Here is a 16,050-nt window from a genome sequence, read left to right as displayed (position 1 = left end):
AAAATCTGTCTTCCTGGTTTAAACAGCAGCATGTCTGTCTTTTTCAGCTGCCTCAATCGCCTCTATCCAGCGTTGTCTCGCGCTCTGTGCTCTCGAAAAAGTTCTCAGTAAACTGTCTGCATCCCGCTCTGCGAGGGCCGTTCTGGTGGCAGAAACGTTCGCAATATAGGCATCCAGTTCATGCAACAAAGCATCGCGATTTGCCATTGCTATGTCACGCCACATTTCCGGAGAGGATCCGGCAATCCGCGTAAAGTCTCTGAATCCGCTTGCTGCATACTGGAACAATATATCTGCATTTTCACGCTGAGACACCTCATCAACCAGCGCATAAGCCAGTAAATGCGGTAAATGACTGACGCTGGCAAATACGGCGTCATGAGCCTCAGGGGTAAGAAAATGGATTTGTGCGCCACATATCTTCCACAAGTCTTCCACCAAACTCACGGATGCTTTTGGATTTTCCGGCAAAGCAGTGATGACAAGTTTTTTGCCGGCATACAAATCAGAAATAGCAGCAGCGGGCCCATTCAGTTCGCGCCCAGCAATAGGATGAGCTGGCACAAACTGCCCGATTCGCTCCCCCATTACCAATCGCGCTGCAGCTACGCCATCCGCTTTGGTGCTGCCGACATCTGTAATGACTGTATCCGGTCCCAGAAACGGAAGAATCTGACTGAGAATTACGCTGGTCTGTGCTACAGGCGCGGCAATCAGAATCAAATCTGCGCCGCTGTAGGCATCTGCTGCGTTTTCAGCAACTCGGTCAACGATACCAAGCTCGAGTGCCTGCTGCATTACGTCAGGATCACGACCAATTCCAACCAGCTCTGCTTTTACACCTGCACTTCGTAGTGCCAGTGCAAACGAGCCGCCGATCAAACCAACTCCGGCAATAGTAATCTTTTTTAGGTTCAGTTCCATGTCAAATGACCTGCTTATTCAGTACATGGGTACGAGCCGAGTATTTTAAAAAATGCAGCCTTTTCGTCCAGTTCGCGAAGAGCAGCAGCCACCTTTTCATCTTTTACGTGGCCTTCTACGTCTACATAAAAGTAATATTCCCAATTTCCGGTACGTGCCGGACGCGATTCGAAACGCGTCATCGATACACCGTGTCCGGACAAAGGCGCCAGCAACTGATAGACCGCGCCGGCACGATTGGGCGTAGCCAGTACCATCGAGGTCTGATCTTTACCGCTCGGACTGGTATGTAAACGTCCAACCACTGCAAAGCGGGTGCGATTGTGCGGATCATCCTGAATGTGCGCGCTGACAATACCGAGCTGATACTGATGCCCAGCGATTTCACTTGCAATTGCAGCAACTGACGCATCAGCACCCGCCATCCTTGCGGCTTCTGCATTTGAGGCGACTGCATGACGTTCGATGTGAGGATAATGCTGATTAAGCCAGGCCTGACACTGCGCTAATGCCTGAGAATGTGCACAGATGCGGGTAACCCCCTGCATTGTGCCGCGCTGACTCATGAGACTATGCTGTACCGGAATTGCAACCTCACCACTAATCACCAGACTGGTCTGCAACAACAAATCCAGTGTTCTGTTAATTGCACCTTCCGTGGAATTCTCGATAGGCACCACACCAAAATCCGCCGTTCCAGCCTCTGTTGCTCGGAAGACTTCGTCAATTGATACGCATGGCAATGCCTGAATTGCATGTCCGAATTGCTTGTAAACTGCCTGTTCCGAAAATGTACCGACCGGCCCCAGAAAAGCAACAACCACCCGTCGCTCAAGTGCACGGCAGGCTGACATGATTTCCCGGAAAATCAGTTGCACATCGGCACTCAGCAGTGGCCCGGGGTTTCTTTCAGCAACACCGCGCAATACCTGCGCTTCGCGTTCCGGACGAAAAACCGGTGCATTCGTTACTGCTTTGACATGACCTACTTCTTCGGCCACAAGTGCGCGCTGATTCAGTAAATCCAGAATCTGCGCATCGATTGCATCAATTTTCTGACGCAAAGGGAGGAGTTTATCGTCACTCATATTTCACCTAAAAACCGTCTTGATACACTGGCATTAACCAGCGCAAACTGACTCAACCGGTCTTATGAACCGGTACGGCAGCATCACGGCTTTCAGGTGATCGGGAGAACCATGAGATTTCAGTGCTGCCGAAAGAATCGAAATCTGATCAGGAATGTTGCAAAGCGAATTCCTGCATAAAGGCAACAAGAGCCTGGACACCCTCTAAAGGCATCGCGTTATAAATCGAAGCACGCATCCCACCAACCGACTTATGCCCTTTCAATTGAATTAAACCGTGTTCGCGAGCTTCGGATAAGAATGCAGCGTTCAGGCTTTCATCGCGCAGATAAAAAGGTACATTCATTCGGGAGCGGAAAGGCGCCTCCACCCTGCTTACATAAAAATCCGTCGAGTCAAGGCACTGATAGAGCAATTGTGCCTTCTCAATGTTTCGCTGCTCCATTGCAGCAACACCACCCTGACGTTTCAGCCACTGAAATACCAGACCGGCAATATAAATCGCATAGGTTGGCGGCGTGTTATACATCGATCCGTTATCTGCGACTTTTTTCCAGTCGAAAGCAGATGGACAGCACGGCAATGCATGTCCGATCAGATCTTCACGTACGATTGCGATCGTCAACCCGGCAGGACCGATATTCTTCTGTGCACCAGCGAAAATAACGCCATACGCAGAGACGTCAATTTCACGTGACAAAATATGAGATGACATGTCTGCAATAATCGGCGCACCAGACGTGCGTTCTGCGATGCCGGGAACGCTGTGAAACTCGACGCCATCAATCGTTTCGTTGGTACACAAGTGTACATAAGCAGGGGATGCGCTCAGATTCCATTCGCTGACATCCGGAATCCGGCTGAATCCGCTACTCTGGCCAGATGCGGCAACGTTGACTTTCGCGTATTTTGCTGCCTCCTGAATCGACTTACCACTCCAGCTGCCGGTATGCACCATATCAATCGTTGCATCAGGACGGCGCCCCATCAGATTCATAGGAACGATGGCGTTTTCACCCAGTCCGCCGCCTTGCAAAAACAAAATCTGATAATTCTCAGGCACACTGAGCAATTCACGCAGATCACGCTGAGCTGCGTCCATGATTGACATAAACTCCGGTCCACGATGACTCATTTCCATAACTGACATCCCGCTTCCATGCCAGTCCAGCATTTCTGATGCTGCCTGCTGTAAAACTTCTTTCGGTAAAACTGCTGGGCCGGCAGAAAAATTGAAAATGTCAGTCATGTTATTACTCCGCCTGCGTCCCGTCTGCTGCCTCATCAGGTGCATCGTCCTCAGCGACGGTTTCCGCATCAACGTCAGCATCCGATTCAACAATACGCTGCAAACCAGACAGTTTTGTGCCGTCATCCACAGAAATCAGGGTAACGCCCTGTGTTGCACGGCCCATCTCGCGAATTTCAGAAACACGGGTACGAATCAGCACACCACCGGTCGTAATCAGCATGATTTCATCTGTACTGCTGACCAGCGTCGCCGCAACCACCTTGCCATTACGCTCAGAAGTCTGGATCGCGATCATACCTTTGGTACCACGGCCGTGGCGTGTGTACTCGGTAATCAGAGTTCGTTTGCCAAATCCGTTTTCAGTTGCAGTCAGAACTGATTGCTGCTCATTTTCGGCAACCAGCAGTGCAATAACCTGCTGTCCCTCTTCCAGGTTCATGCCGCGCACACCACGGGCATTACGTCCCATCGGACGTACATCATTTTCGTCGAAACGGACTGCTTTACCGGCATCAGAGAACAACATGACATCATGCGCGCCATCAGTCAGCGCTGCGCCAATCAGGAAATCACCATCATCCAGATCAACTGCAATAATACCTGCCTTACGCGGATTGCTGAATTCCTTGAGTGCAGTCTTTTTCACCGTACCGAGACTGGTCGACATAAACACGTAGCGATCTTCAGGGAAAGTACGGTTCTCGCCGGACAGCGGCAGAATGACCGTAATTTTCTCACCGTCCTGCAGCGGGAACATATTCACGATTGGCTTACCGCGCGAAGCGCGTGAACCTTGCGGAACTTCCCATACTTTCAGCCAGTACAGGCGTCCGCGGTTACTGAAGCACAGGATGTAATCGTGGGTATTTGCGACGAATAATTGTTCAATCCAGTCGTCATCTTTCGTTGCTGTCGCCTGCTTGCCGCGTCCACCGCGTTTTTGCGCACGGTATTCAGACAAGGGTTGAGACTTCATGTATCCGGAATGTGACAGTGTCACCACCATATCCTGTGGTGCAATCAGGTCTTCCGTTTCCAGATCGGTCGCGTTATGAACGATTTCTGAACGGCGCTGGTCTTTATTGCCTTCGCCGTATTCATTACGCGCATCTGTCAGTTCTGTGTCGATAATGGCAGTTACACGCTCAGGACGGGACAGAATATCCAGCAGGTCAGCGATTTCCGCCATCACTTCTTTATATTCATTAACAATCTTATCCTGTTCCAGACCAGTCAGACGCTGCAAACGCATCTGCAGAATTTCCTGAGCCTGATCTTCAGACAGCTTGTACAGACCATCCGGCTGAATACCATAGTGTGCAGGCAGATTTTCCGGGCGGAAAGCATTAATACCACCCGCGTTATCTGCCGCAGTACGGGTCAGCATTTCGCGCACCAGAGAGCTGTCCCACGCACGGGTCATCAGCTCTTGTTTTGCGATCGGTGGCGTTGGTGCTGCTTTGATGATGGCAATAAAGTCATCGATATTCGCCAGCGCTACCGCCAGACCTTCGAGCACATGGCCGCGCTCACGCGCCTTGCGCAATTCGAATACGGTACGGCGTGTCACCACTTCACGACGATGGGACAGGAAGCAATCCAGCATTTCGCGCAGGTTCAGCAGCTTAGGCTGACCGTTCACCAGCGCTACCATGTTCATGCCGAAAGTGTCCTGCAACTGGGTTTGCTTGTACAGGTTATTCAGTACAACATCCGGCACTTCACCGCGTTTGAGTTCGATCACAACACGCATACCGGATTTATCGGATTCATCGCGAATATCCGAAATACCTTCCAGCTTTTTGTCGCGAACCAGCTCTGCGATACGCTCCAGCAGAGATTTTTTGTTTACCTGATACGGCAGTTCATCAATGATCAGTGCTGTGCGGCCATCTTTACCGAATTCTTCAAAATGCGTTTTCGCACGCATCACAACACGACCACGACCAGTGCGATATCCTTCACGCACGCCGGAGACGCCGTAAATGATACCGCCTGTCGGAAAGTCAGGCGCCGGAATCATTTCGATCAGTTCATCCACCGTGCAGGACGGATTGCGCAGCAAATGCAAGGAACCGTTGATGATTTCAGTAATATTGTGCGGTGGAATGTTCGTCGCCATACCAACCGCAATACCGGAAGCACCGTTGATCAGCAGATTAGGAATGCGGGTCGGCAATACTGACGGTTCTTTTTCTTTACCGTCGTAATTCGGTACGAAATCAACCGTTTCTTTCTCGATATCTGCCAATAACTCATTAGCGATCTTATCGAGACGGCACTCGGTGTAACGCATCGCCGCGGCGTTATCGCCGTCGATAGAACCAAAGTTACCCTGACCATCGACCAGGGTGTAACGCAGCGAAAAGTCCTGCGCCATACGCACCAGCGTGTCGTAAATTGATGCATCGCCGTGCGGGTGATATTTACCCATCACATCACCGACCACACGCGCACACTTTACGTAAGGCCGGTTATAGACATTGTTCATTTCATGCATCGCGTACAGAACGCGACGATGCACCGGCTTCAAGCCGTCACGCACATCCGGCAAGGCACGCCCGACGATCACGCTCATCGCGTAATCGAGGTAGCTTTTGCGCATTTCTTCTTCGAGGGAAATCGGGAGTGTTTCTTTTGCGAATTGATCCATTGGCAGACCGCGGTTAAGAACTTATTAATTAGTAACGCCGCTTTTACAAGCGTTTAACGTTTGATTCTAACATGCCATCCTCCGCCTTAGGCAGCAAATCAGGCTGTGCGCCGTTTGCAAACCAGCCCGTCGCAACGAATGTAGCAAAAAGGACGCCCGCAATTGGTCACACAAAAATACCGGGATCACCTGAAGCACATCCCGTTTTACCTGACTCGTCCAATTTTGTGCAGATTTCACTCCGTATTAACCCGTATGCACAAAAATTGCACGATGTTTCACAATTGAAGGTCATTTTTTTGCGCAATGCAGCAAGCGCTTGCGGTAAAATCCGCGCCAGCAGATAAATTGCTTGCCAAAATTGCCAACAAATCTGTAAAAGCGGTTTTCTAACGTTAATTTGATGCGAAATCGTTGCTAAGCAGCGACAAACTAACAACACGGTTGCCGCGTTGCCAAAGTTTAACCGCAGGCATCCGGTGCCTGTGGCACAATGAGGTAGTTAGCACTTGCGTGGTTTGCTGAAATAGTAATGTCATCATCCGCGTGGTATCATCTGGTTTATGCAGTATTTTGCGCAGTTTATCTGCGGTAATTAAATCTCACCCGAGAGGAGAAATATGAAAAATTTAGTTAAGCTCGTTATCGCAGCGTCCGCAGTTGCGTCTTTTGCTGCTTCTGCTCAAGTAACAGACATTAAAGCTGCAACTCCAAACAGCGCATACGTTCAGGACGGCCGTGGCGTTGTTGCACGTAACTCCACAGGTCTGTGCTGGCGCACTGGCTACTGGACACCAGCTGACGCGGTGCCAGGTTGCGATGCACCGCTGGTTGTTGAACAACCAAAAGCAGCTCCTGCACCTGCAGCACCTGTTGCTGCACCAGCTCCGGTAAAACCAGCTCCTGCACCAGCACCAACTTCTGAAAAAGTTACTTTCGCAGCCAGCGCACTGTTCGACTTCGACAAAGCTGTTCTGAAACCAGAAGGCAAATCCCATCTGGACGAAATGGCAGCAAAACTGAAATCGATCAACCTGGAAGTTGTGATCGCTGTTGGTCACACTGACTCCGTTGGTTCCGATGAATACAACCAAAAACTGTCTGTACGCCGTGCAGAAGCAGTTAAAGCTTACCTGGTAAGCAAAGGTATCGAAGCTAACCGTGTTTACACCGAAGGCAAAGGCAAGAAACAGCCAGTAGCTGATAACAAAACAGCTGAAGGCCGTGCTAAAAACCGTCGCGTTGAAATCGAAGTTGTTGGTACACGCGCAGTTAAATAATCTCTGCTGAGATTGTTCTGACAAAAACCCCGCTACGGCGGGGTTTTGTTTTTTGAATTTATGCTTCAACTATGTTTTCAGTTTTGCTTTTTGCCTCAAGTAACCGCCATAGCGCTCACTCCTCAGCGCAAAGCAGACTAAAACGTCGCACGATACGGCACTTGTCAGCGCACCAGCCGCCACTTTCCAATTCACAGAAAATTCCACCAGAAAGTGACATGCGCCTGCACAGCTTGATCCACAACCAAGCATCCGGACCTGCTTTCGCCTACAATATGGCCTTTTATCGCAGACCTGACTTTCCATCGCCATGACTACGACTCATCTGAATGCCGATCCGGCAGAAATCCAGAAATTCAGCGACCTCGCACACCGCTGGTGGGATCCGACATCGGAATTCCGCCCGCTCCACGAAATCAATCCGCTCCGCCTTGAGTGGATACACCAGCGCGCTTCGCTGACTGGTAAAAAGGTGATTGATGTCGGTTGCGGTGGCGGCATTCTGGCGGAATCTATGGCGCGCAAAGGTGCGGACGTCACAGGTATCGATTTATCTGAAAAAGCGCTGAAAGTTGCCGATCTGCACAGTCTCGAGTCCGGCGTACAGGTGCGCTACCGCCACATCGCTGTCGAAGACATCGCAGCTGAAGAAACCGGGCAATACGACGTTGTCACCTGCATGGAAATGCTGGAGCATGTACCGGATCCGGCCTCCGTCATTCAGGCCTGCACCCGCCTCGTCAAACCAGGTGGTCACGTATTTTTTTCCACACTGAACCGTAATCCGAAGTCGTATCTGTTTGCGATTATCGGTGCCGAATACGTCTTACAAATGCTGCCAAAAGGCACGCACGATTACGCCAAATTCATCAAACCTTCTGAGCTGGCACAGGATATCCGCAATGCAGGACTGGAAGTACTGGGCATGAAAGGTCTGGGCTACAACCCGCTGACCAAAATGTATTCCCTGAATGACGATACCAGCGTCAACTACATGGTGGCCTGCCGCCGTCCTGCCTGATTAACCGTTTGTCTGTAATGCTCCGGCTTCAAACCGGAGCGGATTGTCTATGCGTACACCTACAGCAGTTCTGTTCGACCTTGACGGCACTCTCGCCGATACCGCCCCTGATCTTGCCGCAGCAGTCAATGCCATGCGCACCCGCCGTGACTTACCGGAAGCCAGCTACCTGAGTTTGCGCCCGTTTGCCTCTGCCGGCGCACGCGGACTGATTGGTGCCGGATTCGGAATTAAGCCGGAAGACAGTGAGTTTGAAGCGATGCGTACTGAATTTCTGGACCAGTATGAATCAGCGATTGCTGTCCACAGCAAGTTATTCGAGCACGTTCCGGCACTGTTACACGGACTGGACAGCCTGAAATTACCGTGGGGCATCGTCACCAATAAAGCAAAGCGCTTTACCCGCCCGCTGGTGCCCTTGCTCGACTTAGAACAAGCCCGCTGCGTCGTCTGCGGCGACACGACACCGCACGCCAAACCGCATCCGGCACCGTTACTCGAAGCAGCAAGACAGCTCGGTGTGCGCTCGGAAGAATGCTGGTACATCGGCGATGATTTACGAGACATTCAGGCCGCCGAAGCAGCTGGCATGACCAGCATTGCCGCAGCCTGGGGGTATTGCGGAGCGACTGAACCGCAGCACTGGAAAGCCGATGCAATTGTGGATAGTCCGCTGGAATTACTGGAACTGATACGCGCAAAACATTTGCAAGGGCGCGTCTCTCAGAATTAACACAAATACGCTAAATCAGTTATACTTCGCAATTGCTTTGGGGTCGACCTGGTTTCGACAGGGGTTGCAAAGCAGTGCAGGGCATACCGAGGCCAGATCACCTCGCAAATACAGTCTGAAAAATATAACTGCAAACGATTCTTCGTACGCATTAGCCGCTTAAATCCGGCTTTCCTTACACCACTTTGTTCCTAGGGTGGGCTGGCAACAGCAGTAAGGTAATTTATAGGAAATCGTCATTTACCGGGTTACCTGGTTAATGACTAAACTTTAGGTAACTAGCCTGACCGCAGCGTGTGTGTCCGCGTCGTTCAGGTTAAATCAAATGACAACACTAAGTATGTAGAACTGTCTGTAGAGGGCTTCTGGACGCGGGTTCAATTCCCGCCGACTCCACCAGAATACCATTAAAAATCAACAACTTAGATTTTTAAGGTTGTCTTAAATTGGGGTTATTTGGGGCTGATTAGGCTCCGTAATGACAACAAAATGACAGCACGAAAAGCCCGGTTATCCGGGCTTTTTTGTTTTCTGGTTAAAACAATCCCGCAGGCTCCGCCTGTTTATCCCACGAATAAATAATGACTTCCTGACGGTCTACCGTATTTGCCCCGCCACCGACTGAGTATTTAATCGGCACGGTTTCTATATAGAAATCCGAAAAAATCCGGCGAATATCTGGATGGTCATTCAGGCTGATAATGGCTTTACCCTTCAGCTTTTTAAGCATCGCTGCCATTTTTATATACTGCTCGATGCCAAAATCTACCCCGTAACCCTCAGTTTCCCAGTACGGCGGGTCCATGTAAAAGAAAGTATGCGGGCGGTCATACTTCTCTACCAGCTTCGCCCAGTCCATATTTTCAATATGCGCCCCAGATAAGCGCAAATGCGCCGCTGACAGGTTTTCTTCAATACGCAGGAAGTTTATTGCGGGCGTCGTGGTCGCGCTCCCCCATCGCTGATTTTCAACCATGCCGCCGAACGATAGCTTTTGCAAATAAAAAAATCTTGCCGCACGCTGAATATCTGTCAGCGCAGCTGGCGACGATTCCTGCATCCACTCATACATCTGCCGCGAAGATATCGCCCACTTAAACTGCCGGACAAACTCTTCCAGATGATGCTGAACAACCCGGTAAAGGTTTGTCAGTTCACCATTAATATCATTGATCACCTCAACGTCTGCCGGTGGCCGCATAAAGTACATTGCAGCACCGCCCGCAAAGACCTCAACATAGCAAGTGTGCGCCGGGAATCGCGGCAATAAAATATCAGCCAGACGACGTTTTCCACCTAACCATTTAAAAATCGGCATTGCCATACAGTAAACCCATTTCTATTCATCTATGCTAGACTTCCGCCCGCTCGCGCGAGCTGGCAGAGCCTTGCTTGGTTCACTGCCCAATCAGTGTACTGAGGGCGCGCCGCGTTGTTAGCGCAACACGGCGCGTCGCTCTCTCATAAAAAAAGCCCCTTCCGGGGCTTTGTTGTTTTCAGGCTACTTACTTCAGCCCGATTTTCTTACTTGTCACAACCGTCAACACCAGATTGACCACCGCCAGGATTCCGCCTGCGATGGCTGTTGCGGCTGTTTCATCAATCGGCAATTCGATGCCGTACGCGCGGGCGACGCCGACACCGGCAATCACGACGCCGCCAACCGCTGTGGCAGTCACCTGCCGCGATTTCCACAGCGCCGGATCAGCAACTGCCTGCCCCGCTTCAAATAAGCGCATCAGCGCAAATAACTTTTCCATGATTAACCCTTTCTGATCTGTTCTGCGATGCGCTGGGCGCGCTGGCCAACCTGAACCGCCCACAAGCTGGCCAGCGCAGAATCTGCTGCCTGCGAGTATCGGCCAGCCTGCAGATGGCTCAGCGTTGTTTTGAATGTCAGCAGCTTCGCAATGCCCAAGTTAAAACACATATTAGCCAGCGCCTGCTGCCGCACGTCCGAGAGACTGCGCCACCACGGCAGCGCGCGATCCAGCTGCTTTTCGACGTCTGCAATATCGTTCTGCAGCATCAGTTCGATTTCATTGTCACGCAGGCCGTTATCTTCAATATTGCGCCCAACCCCGACCGTCCACTTGCCGACGCTGTCTTTGTACATCCTGCTGCGCACGCCTTCATCGATGCGCAGCTGCTTTGCCAGTTCTGTTGTATTCATTTGTGCCAACCCGATGCAATCAAGTAAAAATACGCGCCAGCGAACAGCGCACCCGCCGCCAGCATCTTCAGGCTCCACCAGCCGAATTCGGCCAGTTTTTCATCCAGCCACTCTTTCAGCGCTTGCTTTACTGCGTCTTTTCCCGCTGCTTCTGCCAGTTCTTTGCCCGACATTACCGCCTCCCCAAAATAAAAAGCCCGGACGAATCCGGGCATAAAAAAACCGCTTTCGCGGCCCTGTTTTTTCTTTGCTTCTTTTTGCTTACTCAGCCAGCGCTGACAACATAAACAGCGTCAGCTGGTCGTAACGGAATGCGAAGCAGTCACCGGCTTCACGCACCAGAACTTTTTCATACTTTGGCTCTGCTTCGGCCTCATACGGCTCTTGCACAGTTTCCATCACCGGGACCCGATGCAGCATTGGCGTATTCTCATCGAGCATGACCTGCGATCCATCTTCATGCAGCACTGGCATTTCTTCAAATACCAGTTCTGCAACTTCGACGATTTTGCGTACCAGTACCGGCTTTCCGTTAATCAATTCGACCATATCCTGCGGCTGCTTTACTGTGCGTGTTTTTTGCTTTTGCACAATTCGCAGCTTTATGACTTTTTCACCGGCATTGACACGACGATTTTCATACTCAGCATCCCATTTGTCGTGACAAATAAACGCCATGCTGAAAGGATCAATGCCGTGCTTTTCAAGAATTGCAATCGCTTGCTGAACTGTAAAACCAACATGCAGCCGCGCCTTGTCCGCACCTTTTTCCTTAACAGAATCAAGCCATTGATACGTACCGAGAAGCGGAAGCATTTCCCGCGCTGCTGCCCGCATTGCTGGCGTCAGCGCTGATACTGGCGTTTTCTTTCTTTCATCAGATGTTTGAATAGCGCCTGTTACAGAGTACATTGCAGCCCAGCGCAGTGCAGCCACGCCGTTATATTTAACACCATCAACTACCGGACGAAAATTTCCACTCAGATCAATTTCTGCAGCGAAACTGCCATTACTACCCAAGCGCATAAAGCTATTAGCCTCCGGCACAATATTCAGTGACCCACCCGCGACGCTCTGAATATAAGCAGTTCGAATGGCTTCGCCGGGGCGGAAAAATGAAATACAAGCTTGGTCATCTACTAAACGTAACAATTCACTTTGACCGTTTGCAGAGATAAGATTATTTACCGTTAATCTTGAATAAAATTGTGATACAGAACTGTTAAATGTAGCAGCATATGAACCACCTGATGGCACCTGCCCTAACGCCGCTGGCACGACCTGAACATTGGTTACGATGCCGAGAGTTCCCGTAGAATATAGCGTTGTTGATCCACCTCCGGCTGCCCACAACCCCACAGCATTAGCCCCACCATTTGACGATGTCTGAATAAGTTGATCGCCCCCAACAGCATTATTAAGATATCCATTTTTTGATGTGATTGCACCTTGAAACGGGGCTACCCCATCGTCATAACTCGACACACGTTTCCAGCCACTCCACGCACTAGCTGATGCTCCGCGTCGGTATGACATACCATCCCCGAAATTAAGCTGCACTGGGAACCCGCCGCTACCATCCGGCGCCCAGCCCGCAAAAGTCATCGTGTAGCCGAACCCAGCACCACCAGCCAACGGCGGGCTTCCCAAATTTCCCGGCGAGTTAAACTCAAGAGAAACCGATTCTTGCGCATATTGATTCGGCGCTCTTGCGCCCACATAACGCATGTCTGGAACACGCCATGCCCCACCAAAGCTTTGAAATATCGGATTTACCGCACTTCCAGATGTTTGCAACAACGTCTTAATAGAATTCAACCGATCTAATACATCAGCCTGCCCGCGCTTAAAGTAATCATCTGCCATGCTTACACCTCTTCAAATTCAAGCGGCACATTAAACCGCGAAAAAAAAGGCGAACTGATGTTCGCCTCGTTTGTTAATTTGCAGATCATCGTACACATCTGCTCATACATCGTATCTGCTGCCCCCGGATAACAACTGATCAGCATCGGCTGCGACGTTCCGTTTTTCTGCAGTATTTTCCAGACCTTGTCCCGGTCGCGCATACCCATCAAAGACAAAGACAGTGACAGCTTGCGATAACGCACGCCGACACTAGTCTGAGAATCACCGCCATCTGTGCGATAACTCTTACTAGTATCCGCAATGCGTATCGTGCTGCCGCGATCAAAATTGCTTTCTGACTCCCAGTAGTCGCCCGCCCACAATCTGCCAATATCAATAAACCCGTCACCGTAGGCATCATAAAAATCAATGACAAGCTTGCGGCCAAATGTCGGCTCAAACCACAGCACGCCAACAGCCTCCCCGTCCGCATACGCATAATCTGCCAGCGGGTCCCGCCCGAAGTCTGTTTTTTCAATCGGCAACGGCGGGCAAGCAAGCTGCGACCCCGTATCCAGCACCGGCACGGCATCAGCTGTATTTGCGTACACCCGCGCACGCATCAGCGCACCGGAAGATAAATTGGAAAATGCGGCAGCGACACACGCCAACCAGACGCCACTCTGCCACGTTAGCGTCAGCGAACCTGCAACAGACGGGCAGCGCCATACATCGCTTTTTGCAGACGTCTGCAAAGCCGCTGGCAACATTGCACCGGCAGAAGCCGATGCAGCGATCACAGCGGCGTCTGCTGCGTTATATGAAGATATACGCAGATTCGGCATCACAGTCCCGCGACGTCGATCAGCATCATTTGCCCACCAGTACCAGAAGCAAACCGCACCCCTGCACTGTCTCTCTGCCGAAGCAGCGCAGACGTCACAGCGCCATTTCCGGACATCTTGACCCCCTCCACCCACAGCTGCCCATCAAAACCCAACCCGACGCCCTTGCTTTGCGACGTATGCTCGATGCGCCCCTGACTGATACAGACTGCATAAGTGCCACCTACGCCAGCATCAATCGAAGCTGCCTGCTGCGTTAATGCGGCACTTGGCAGCGGCGCAATTGCTGCAACTCGCATCACCGGGAAATTTGAGTTAAACACCAGTTCGCCAGTATTCGGATTGCGCACCATCACGACCCCTTTCTGCGCATTGACTGGCACTCTGTCGAACAGATACCACTGCACAGCCTCTGCTGCCACCCCTGACTGGCTCCAGCTGCCGAAAGTATAGGTGTACTGATTCCCTGTTTTTTGCACCTTCACCAGCGCGACATAACGCTGCGTAGGGCGGATACAGATAATCGGACTTTCAGCAGATACTGTGACATCAACAAAAGACATATCAGAAGAACTAGCCGGAATTTGCAGCAAGCCTTTATTCACCATCTGCAGATTAAAGAAGTCAATTCCGATCTGAATAACACCATTATTTCCGTTTCTGATCGCAAAATTCAGCGGCATATTTTTCACCGTTTCTAACAACGAATTATCAATTTGCACCTCCGGCTGCACCTGCTGCGCAGTCTGTTGATCACCACCGGAACCACCGCCACAGGCGCTAAAAAACGCCGTACATAATGTAGCCAGAAGGATTGTTCGTACCCGTGTTCGCACCATTGCCTTTAAACTCCCATTTAATCGTGGTTCCAGATACAGTCACATCACACATCACCATGATCGACCCGGTTCCATCACTGAAAAAAAAAGCGAACGGGTTTCCGTTCGCTAGTGAATTTATTTCTACCTGACCGTTACCGCTTGACCCTGTTATTTCCAACTTTCCGAGAAATCGGCCTAGCCGTGAATTTGAATCAAGTAACGTTCTACCCGTAGTTATATCACGAATAACAACCTGCATATTTACAAACTCGCTTCAAAAGCCGTTACACCGTTACTTGCAATTAGAAAAATCCCCCGACTGTTCAAAATAAATGTGCCGTTTGCGAGCGTCGATTTAATCTGAACCTCACCCGCTTCAGTAACCACAAACCTGTCACCGCCAATCTGAATTTCACCGCTTGTCATCTTCCCGAAATTGGCTGAAATTGCTGACAGCGACGCAGCACGAAAATGCGCAAGTATCGGCAGACTCCAGATCGTCCTATTAGTCGCCGGGTTGTAAATCCCGTTTGACTGCATCACAGATTGCCCGGCAACCGGAACAGGCGGCGTCGTTTGCCACGGCCTCGCCTCACCCCACACTCCCTGCGGCGGCAAGGCATTGCCATCTACCGAATAAAACGCAGGCGACCCATTTAACGTGCTGCCATCAATCAACACATACGCCGTTACCGCCGACGCCCCCTGCGCACCGACTGCCCCATCTTGACCAGCCGAACCATCAAGACCGATGTATCCGACCGCATTAATCGCGGCAATACTCCAGTCAAAATCCTTAGTCGCTGCACCTGTTGCATCGACCACCAAGACCGATGCCTCATACAAAGTTACACCCTTAGACGGAGGCGCAGGTCTCGATGCGAACCAGCCATTCGGAATCGAAGAGATTGCGCCGGTCAAAAACGTCATCGTTGCTGTACCGATAATTGTCGGCGGCCCGTTTAACGCCCAGCAGTAACAGCGCGCATAAACAGCAGTCACACCGTTGCCGCCGCTTTGTCCCGGCTGTCCGTTATCACCGTTTTTCGCGTGCAGCACTACAGCGCTCCATTCGCTTGGCAGGATGGTGTCGCTCGCATCCTTACTGATTGCAACACTCTGCGACACATACAGATACTTGCCACCCGCAGCAGGAATCGTTGCCGACCAACCACGGTCAAGGCCGGATACTTCTGCTGTCGCAAACGTGTATGTCACTTGCTGGCTGGGCAGCGCTGGCGGCGTTGCGCTGTCTGAGCGCTGATAAATACTCACTGTCACTGAGTTCAGACCGTTCACTCCATCTACACCATCCTTGAACAGCTGCACCGCGCCAGAGAAACGCCCAGCCCCTACAGTTACAGTCGCACCGCTGCCACTTGCACTGGCAGCACGCACATATACCGGACTAT

General features: G+C 51.1%; 15 protein-coding genes and 1 other RNA gene. 4 read left to right on the top strand and 12 right to left on the bottom strand.

The annotated features are described in order from the left end of the window. Positions 1 to 18 precede the first annotated feature (18 nt). The 4 genes from IE092_RS11065 to gyrA form a co-directional block, all read right to left on the bottom strand. Positions 19 to 924, bottom strand: a complete 906-nt coding sequence (locus tag IE092_RS11065) for a prephenate dehydrogenase (protein ID WP_189357249.1) — start codon at positions 922 to 924, stop codon at positions 19 to 21. Between the two features lie 14 nt (positions 925 to 938). After that, positions 939 to 2,012: a prephenate dehydratase gene (gene pheA, locus IE092_RS11060; RefSeq protein ID WP_189357248.1), complete on the bottom strand. Its 1,074-nt coding sequence runs from the start codon at positions 2,010 to 2,012 to the stop codon at positions 939 to 941. Positions 2,013 to 2,160: 148 nt separating this feature from the next. After that, positions 2,161 to 3,261, bottom strand: a complete 1,101-nt coding sequence (gene serC, locus IE092_RS11055) for a 3-phosphoserine/phosphohydroxythreonine transaminase (protein ID WP_189357247.1) — start codon at positions 3,259 to 3,261, stop codon at positions 2,161 to 2,163. 4 nt (positions 3,262 to 3,265) lie between these two features. Then, positions 3,266 to 5,917, bottom strand: coding sequence for a DNA gyrase subunit A (gene gyrA / locus IE092_RS11050; RefSeq protein WP_189357246.1), 2,652 nt, complete (start codon positions 5,915 to 5,917; stop codon positions 3,266 to 3,268). A gap of 620 nt (positions 5,918 to 6,537) precedes the next feature. Here gyrA and ompA point away from each other — a divergent pair. From ompA to ssrA, 4 genes are all read left to right on the top strand, one after another. Further along, on the top strand, positions 6,538 to 7,197 hold the full coding sequence (ompA, locus tag IE092_RS11045; RefSeq protein WP_189357245.1) for an outer membrane protein OmpA: 660 nt from the start codon (positions 6,538 to 6,540) through the stop codon (positions 7,195 to 7,197). 310 nt (positions 7,198 to 7,507) lie between these two features. Next, positions 7,508 to 8,218, top strand: coding sequence for a bifunctional 2-polyprenyl-6-hydroxyphenol methylase/3-demethylubiquinol 3-O-methyltransferase UbiG (ubiG, locus tag IE092_RS11040; RefSeq protein WP_189357244.1), 711 nt, complete (start codon positions 7,508 to 7,510; stop codon positions 8,216 to 8,218). A 43-nt stretch (positions 8,219 to 8,261) separates the two neighbouring features. Continuing rightward, positions 8,262 to 8,951, top strand: coding sequence for an HAD family hydrolase (locus tag IE092_RS11035; RefSeq protein WP_189357243.1), 690 nt, complete (start codon positions 8,262 to 8,264; stop codon positions 8,949 to 8,951). 39 nt (positions 8,952 to 8,990) lie between these two features. Then, positions 8,991 to 9,350: a transfer-messenger RNA gene (gene ssrA, locus IE092_RS11030) on the top strand. A gap of 136 nt (positions 9,351 to 9,486) precedes the next feature. Here ssrA and IE092_RS11025 read toward each other — a convergent pair. From IE092_RS11025 to IE092_RS10990, 8 genes are all read right to left on the bottom strand, one after another. After that, positions 9,487 to 10,275: a DNA adenine methylase gene (locus IE092_RS11025; RefSeq protein WP_189357242.1), complete on the bottom strand. Its 789-nt coding sequence runs from the start codon at positions 10,273 to 10,275 to the stop codon at positions 9,487 to 9,489. 181 nt (positions 10,276 to 10,456) lie between these two features. After that, positions 10,457 to 10,711: a hypothetical protein gene (locus tag IE092_RS11020; protein ID WP_189357241.1), complete on the bottom strand. Its 255-nt coding sequence runs from the start codon at positions 10,709 to 10,711 to the stop codon at positions 10,457 to 10,459. A gap of 2 nt (positions 10,712 to 10,713) precedes the next feature. Continuing rightward, a complete protein-coding gene (locus IE092_RS11015; RefSeq protein ID WP_189357240.1) occupies positions 10,714 to 11,124 on the bottom strand; it encodes a glycoside hydrolase family protein in 411 nt (136 codons plus the stop codon). Further along, on the bottom strand, positions 11,121 to 11,297 hold the full coding sequence (locus IE092_RS11010) for a hypothetical protein (protein ID WP_189357239.1): 177 nt from the start codon (positions 11,295 to 11,297) through the stop codon (positions 11,121 to 11,123). Before IE092_RS11010 ends, IE092_RS11015 begins: the two co-directional genes overlap by 4 nt. A gap of 88 nt (positions 11,298 to 11,385) precedes the next feature. Beyond that, positions 11,386 to 12,990: a tail fiber domain-containing protein gene (locus IE092_RS11005; protein ID WP_189357238.1), complete on the bottom strand. Its 1,605-nt coding sequence runs from the start codon at positions 12,988 to 12,990 to the stop codon at positions 11,386 to 11,388. 2 nt (positions 12,991 to 12,992) lie between these two features. Continuing rightward, entirely contained in the window at positions 12,993 to 13,595 is a 603-nt protein-coding gene (locus IE092_RS11000; RefSeq protein ID WP_189357237.1) for a hypothetical protein, read from the bottom strand. 221 nt (positions 13,596 to 13,816) lie between these two features. Further along, positions 13,817 to 14,500 carry a hypothetical protein gene (locus tag IE092_RS10995; protein ID WP_189357236.1) on the bottom strand — a complete coding sequence of 228 codons (684 nt, stop codon included), beginning with the start codon at positions 14,498 to 14,500 and terminating at the stop codon, positions 13,817 to 13,819. A 399-nt stretch (positions 14,501 to 14,899) separates the two neighbouring features. Further along, positions 14,900 to 16,050, bottom strand: a 1,151-nt coding sequence (locus IE092_RS10990; protein ID WP_189357235.1) for a hypothetical protein, incomplete at its 5' end; no start/stop codon positions are given.

The organism is Cognatundibacterium squillarum (assembly GCF_014652435.1).
Classification (GTDB): domain Bacteria; phylum Pseudomonadota; class Gammaproteobacteria; order Burkholderiales; family Burkholderiaceae_D; genus Undibacterium; species Undibacterium squillarum.
Note: the sequence above shows the minus strand (reverse complement) of the source record. Positions and strands in the feature narration are given on the sequence as shown.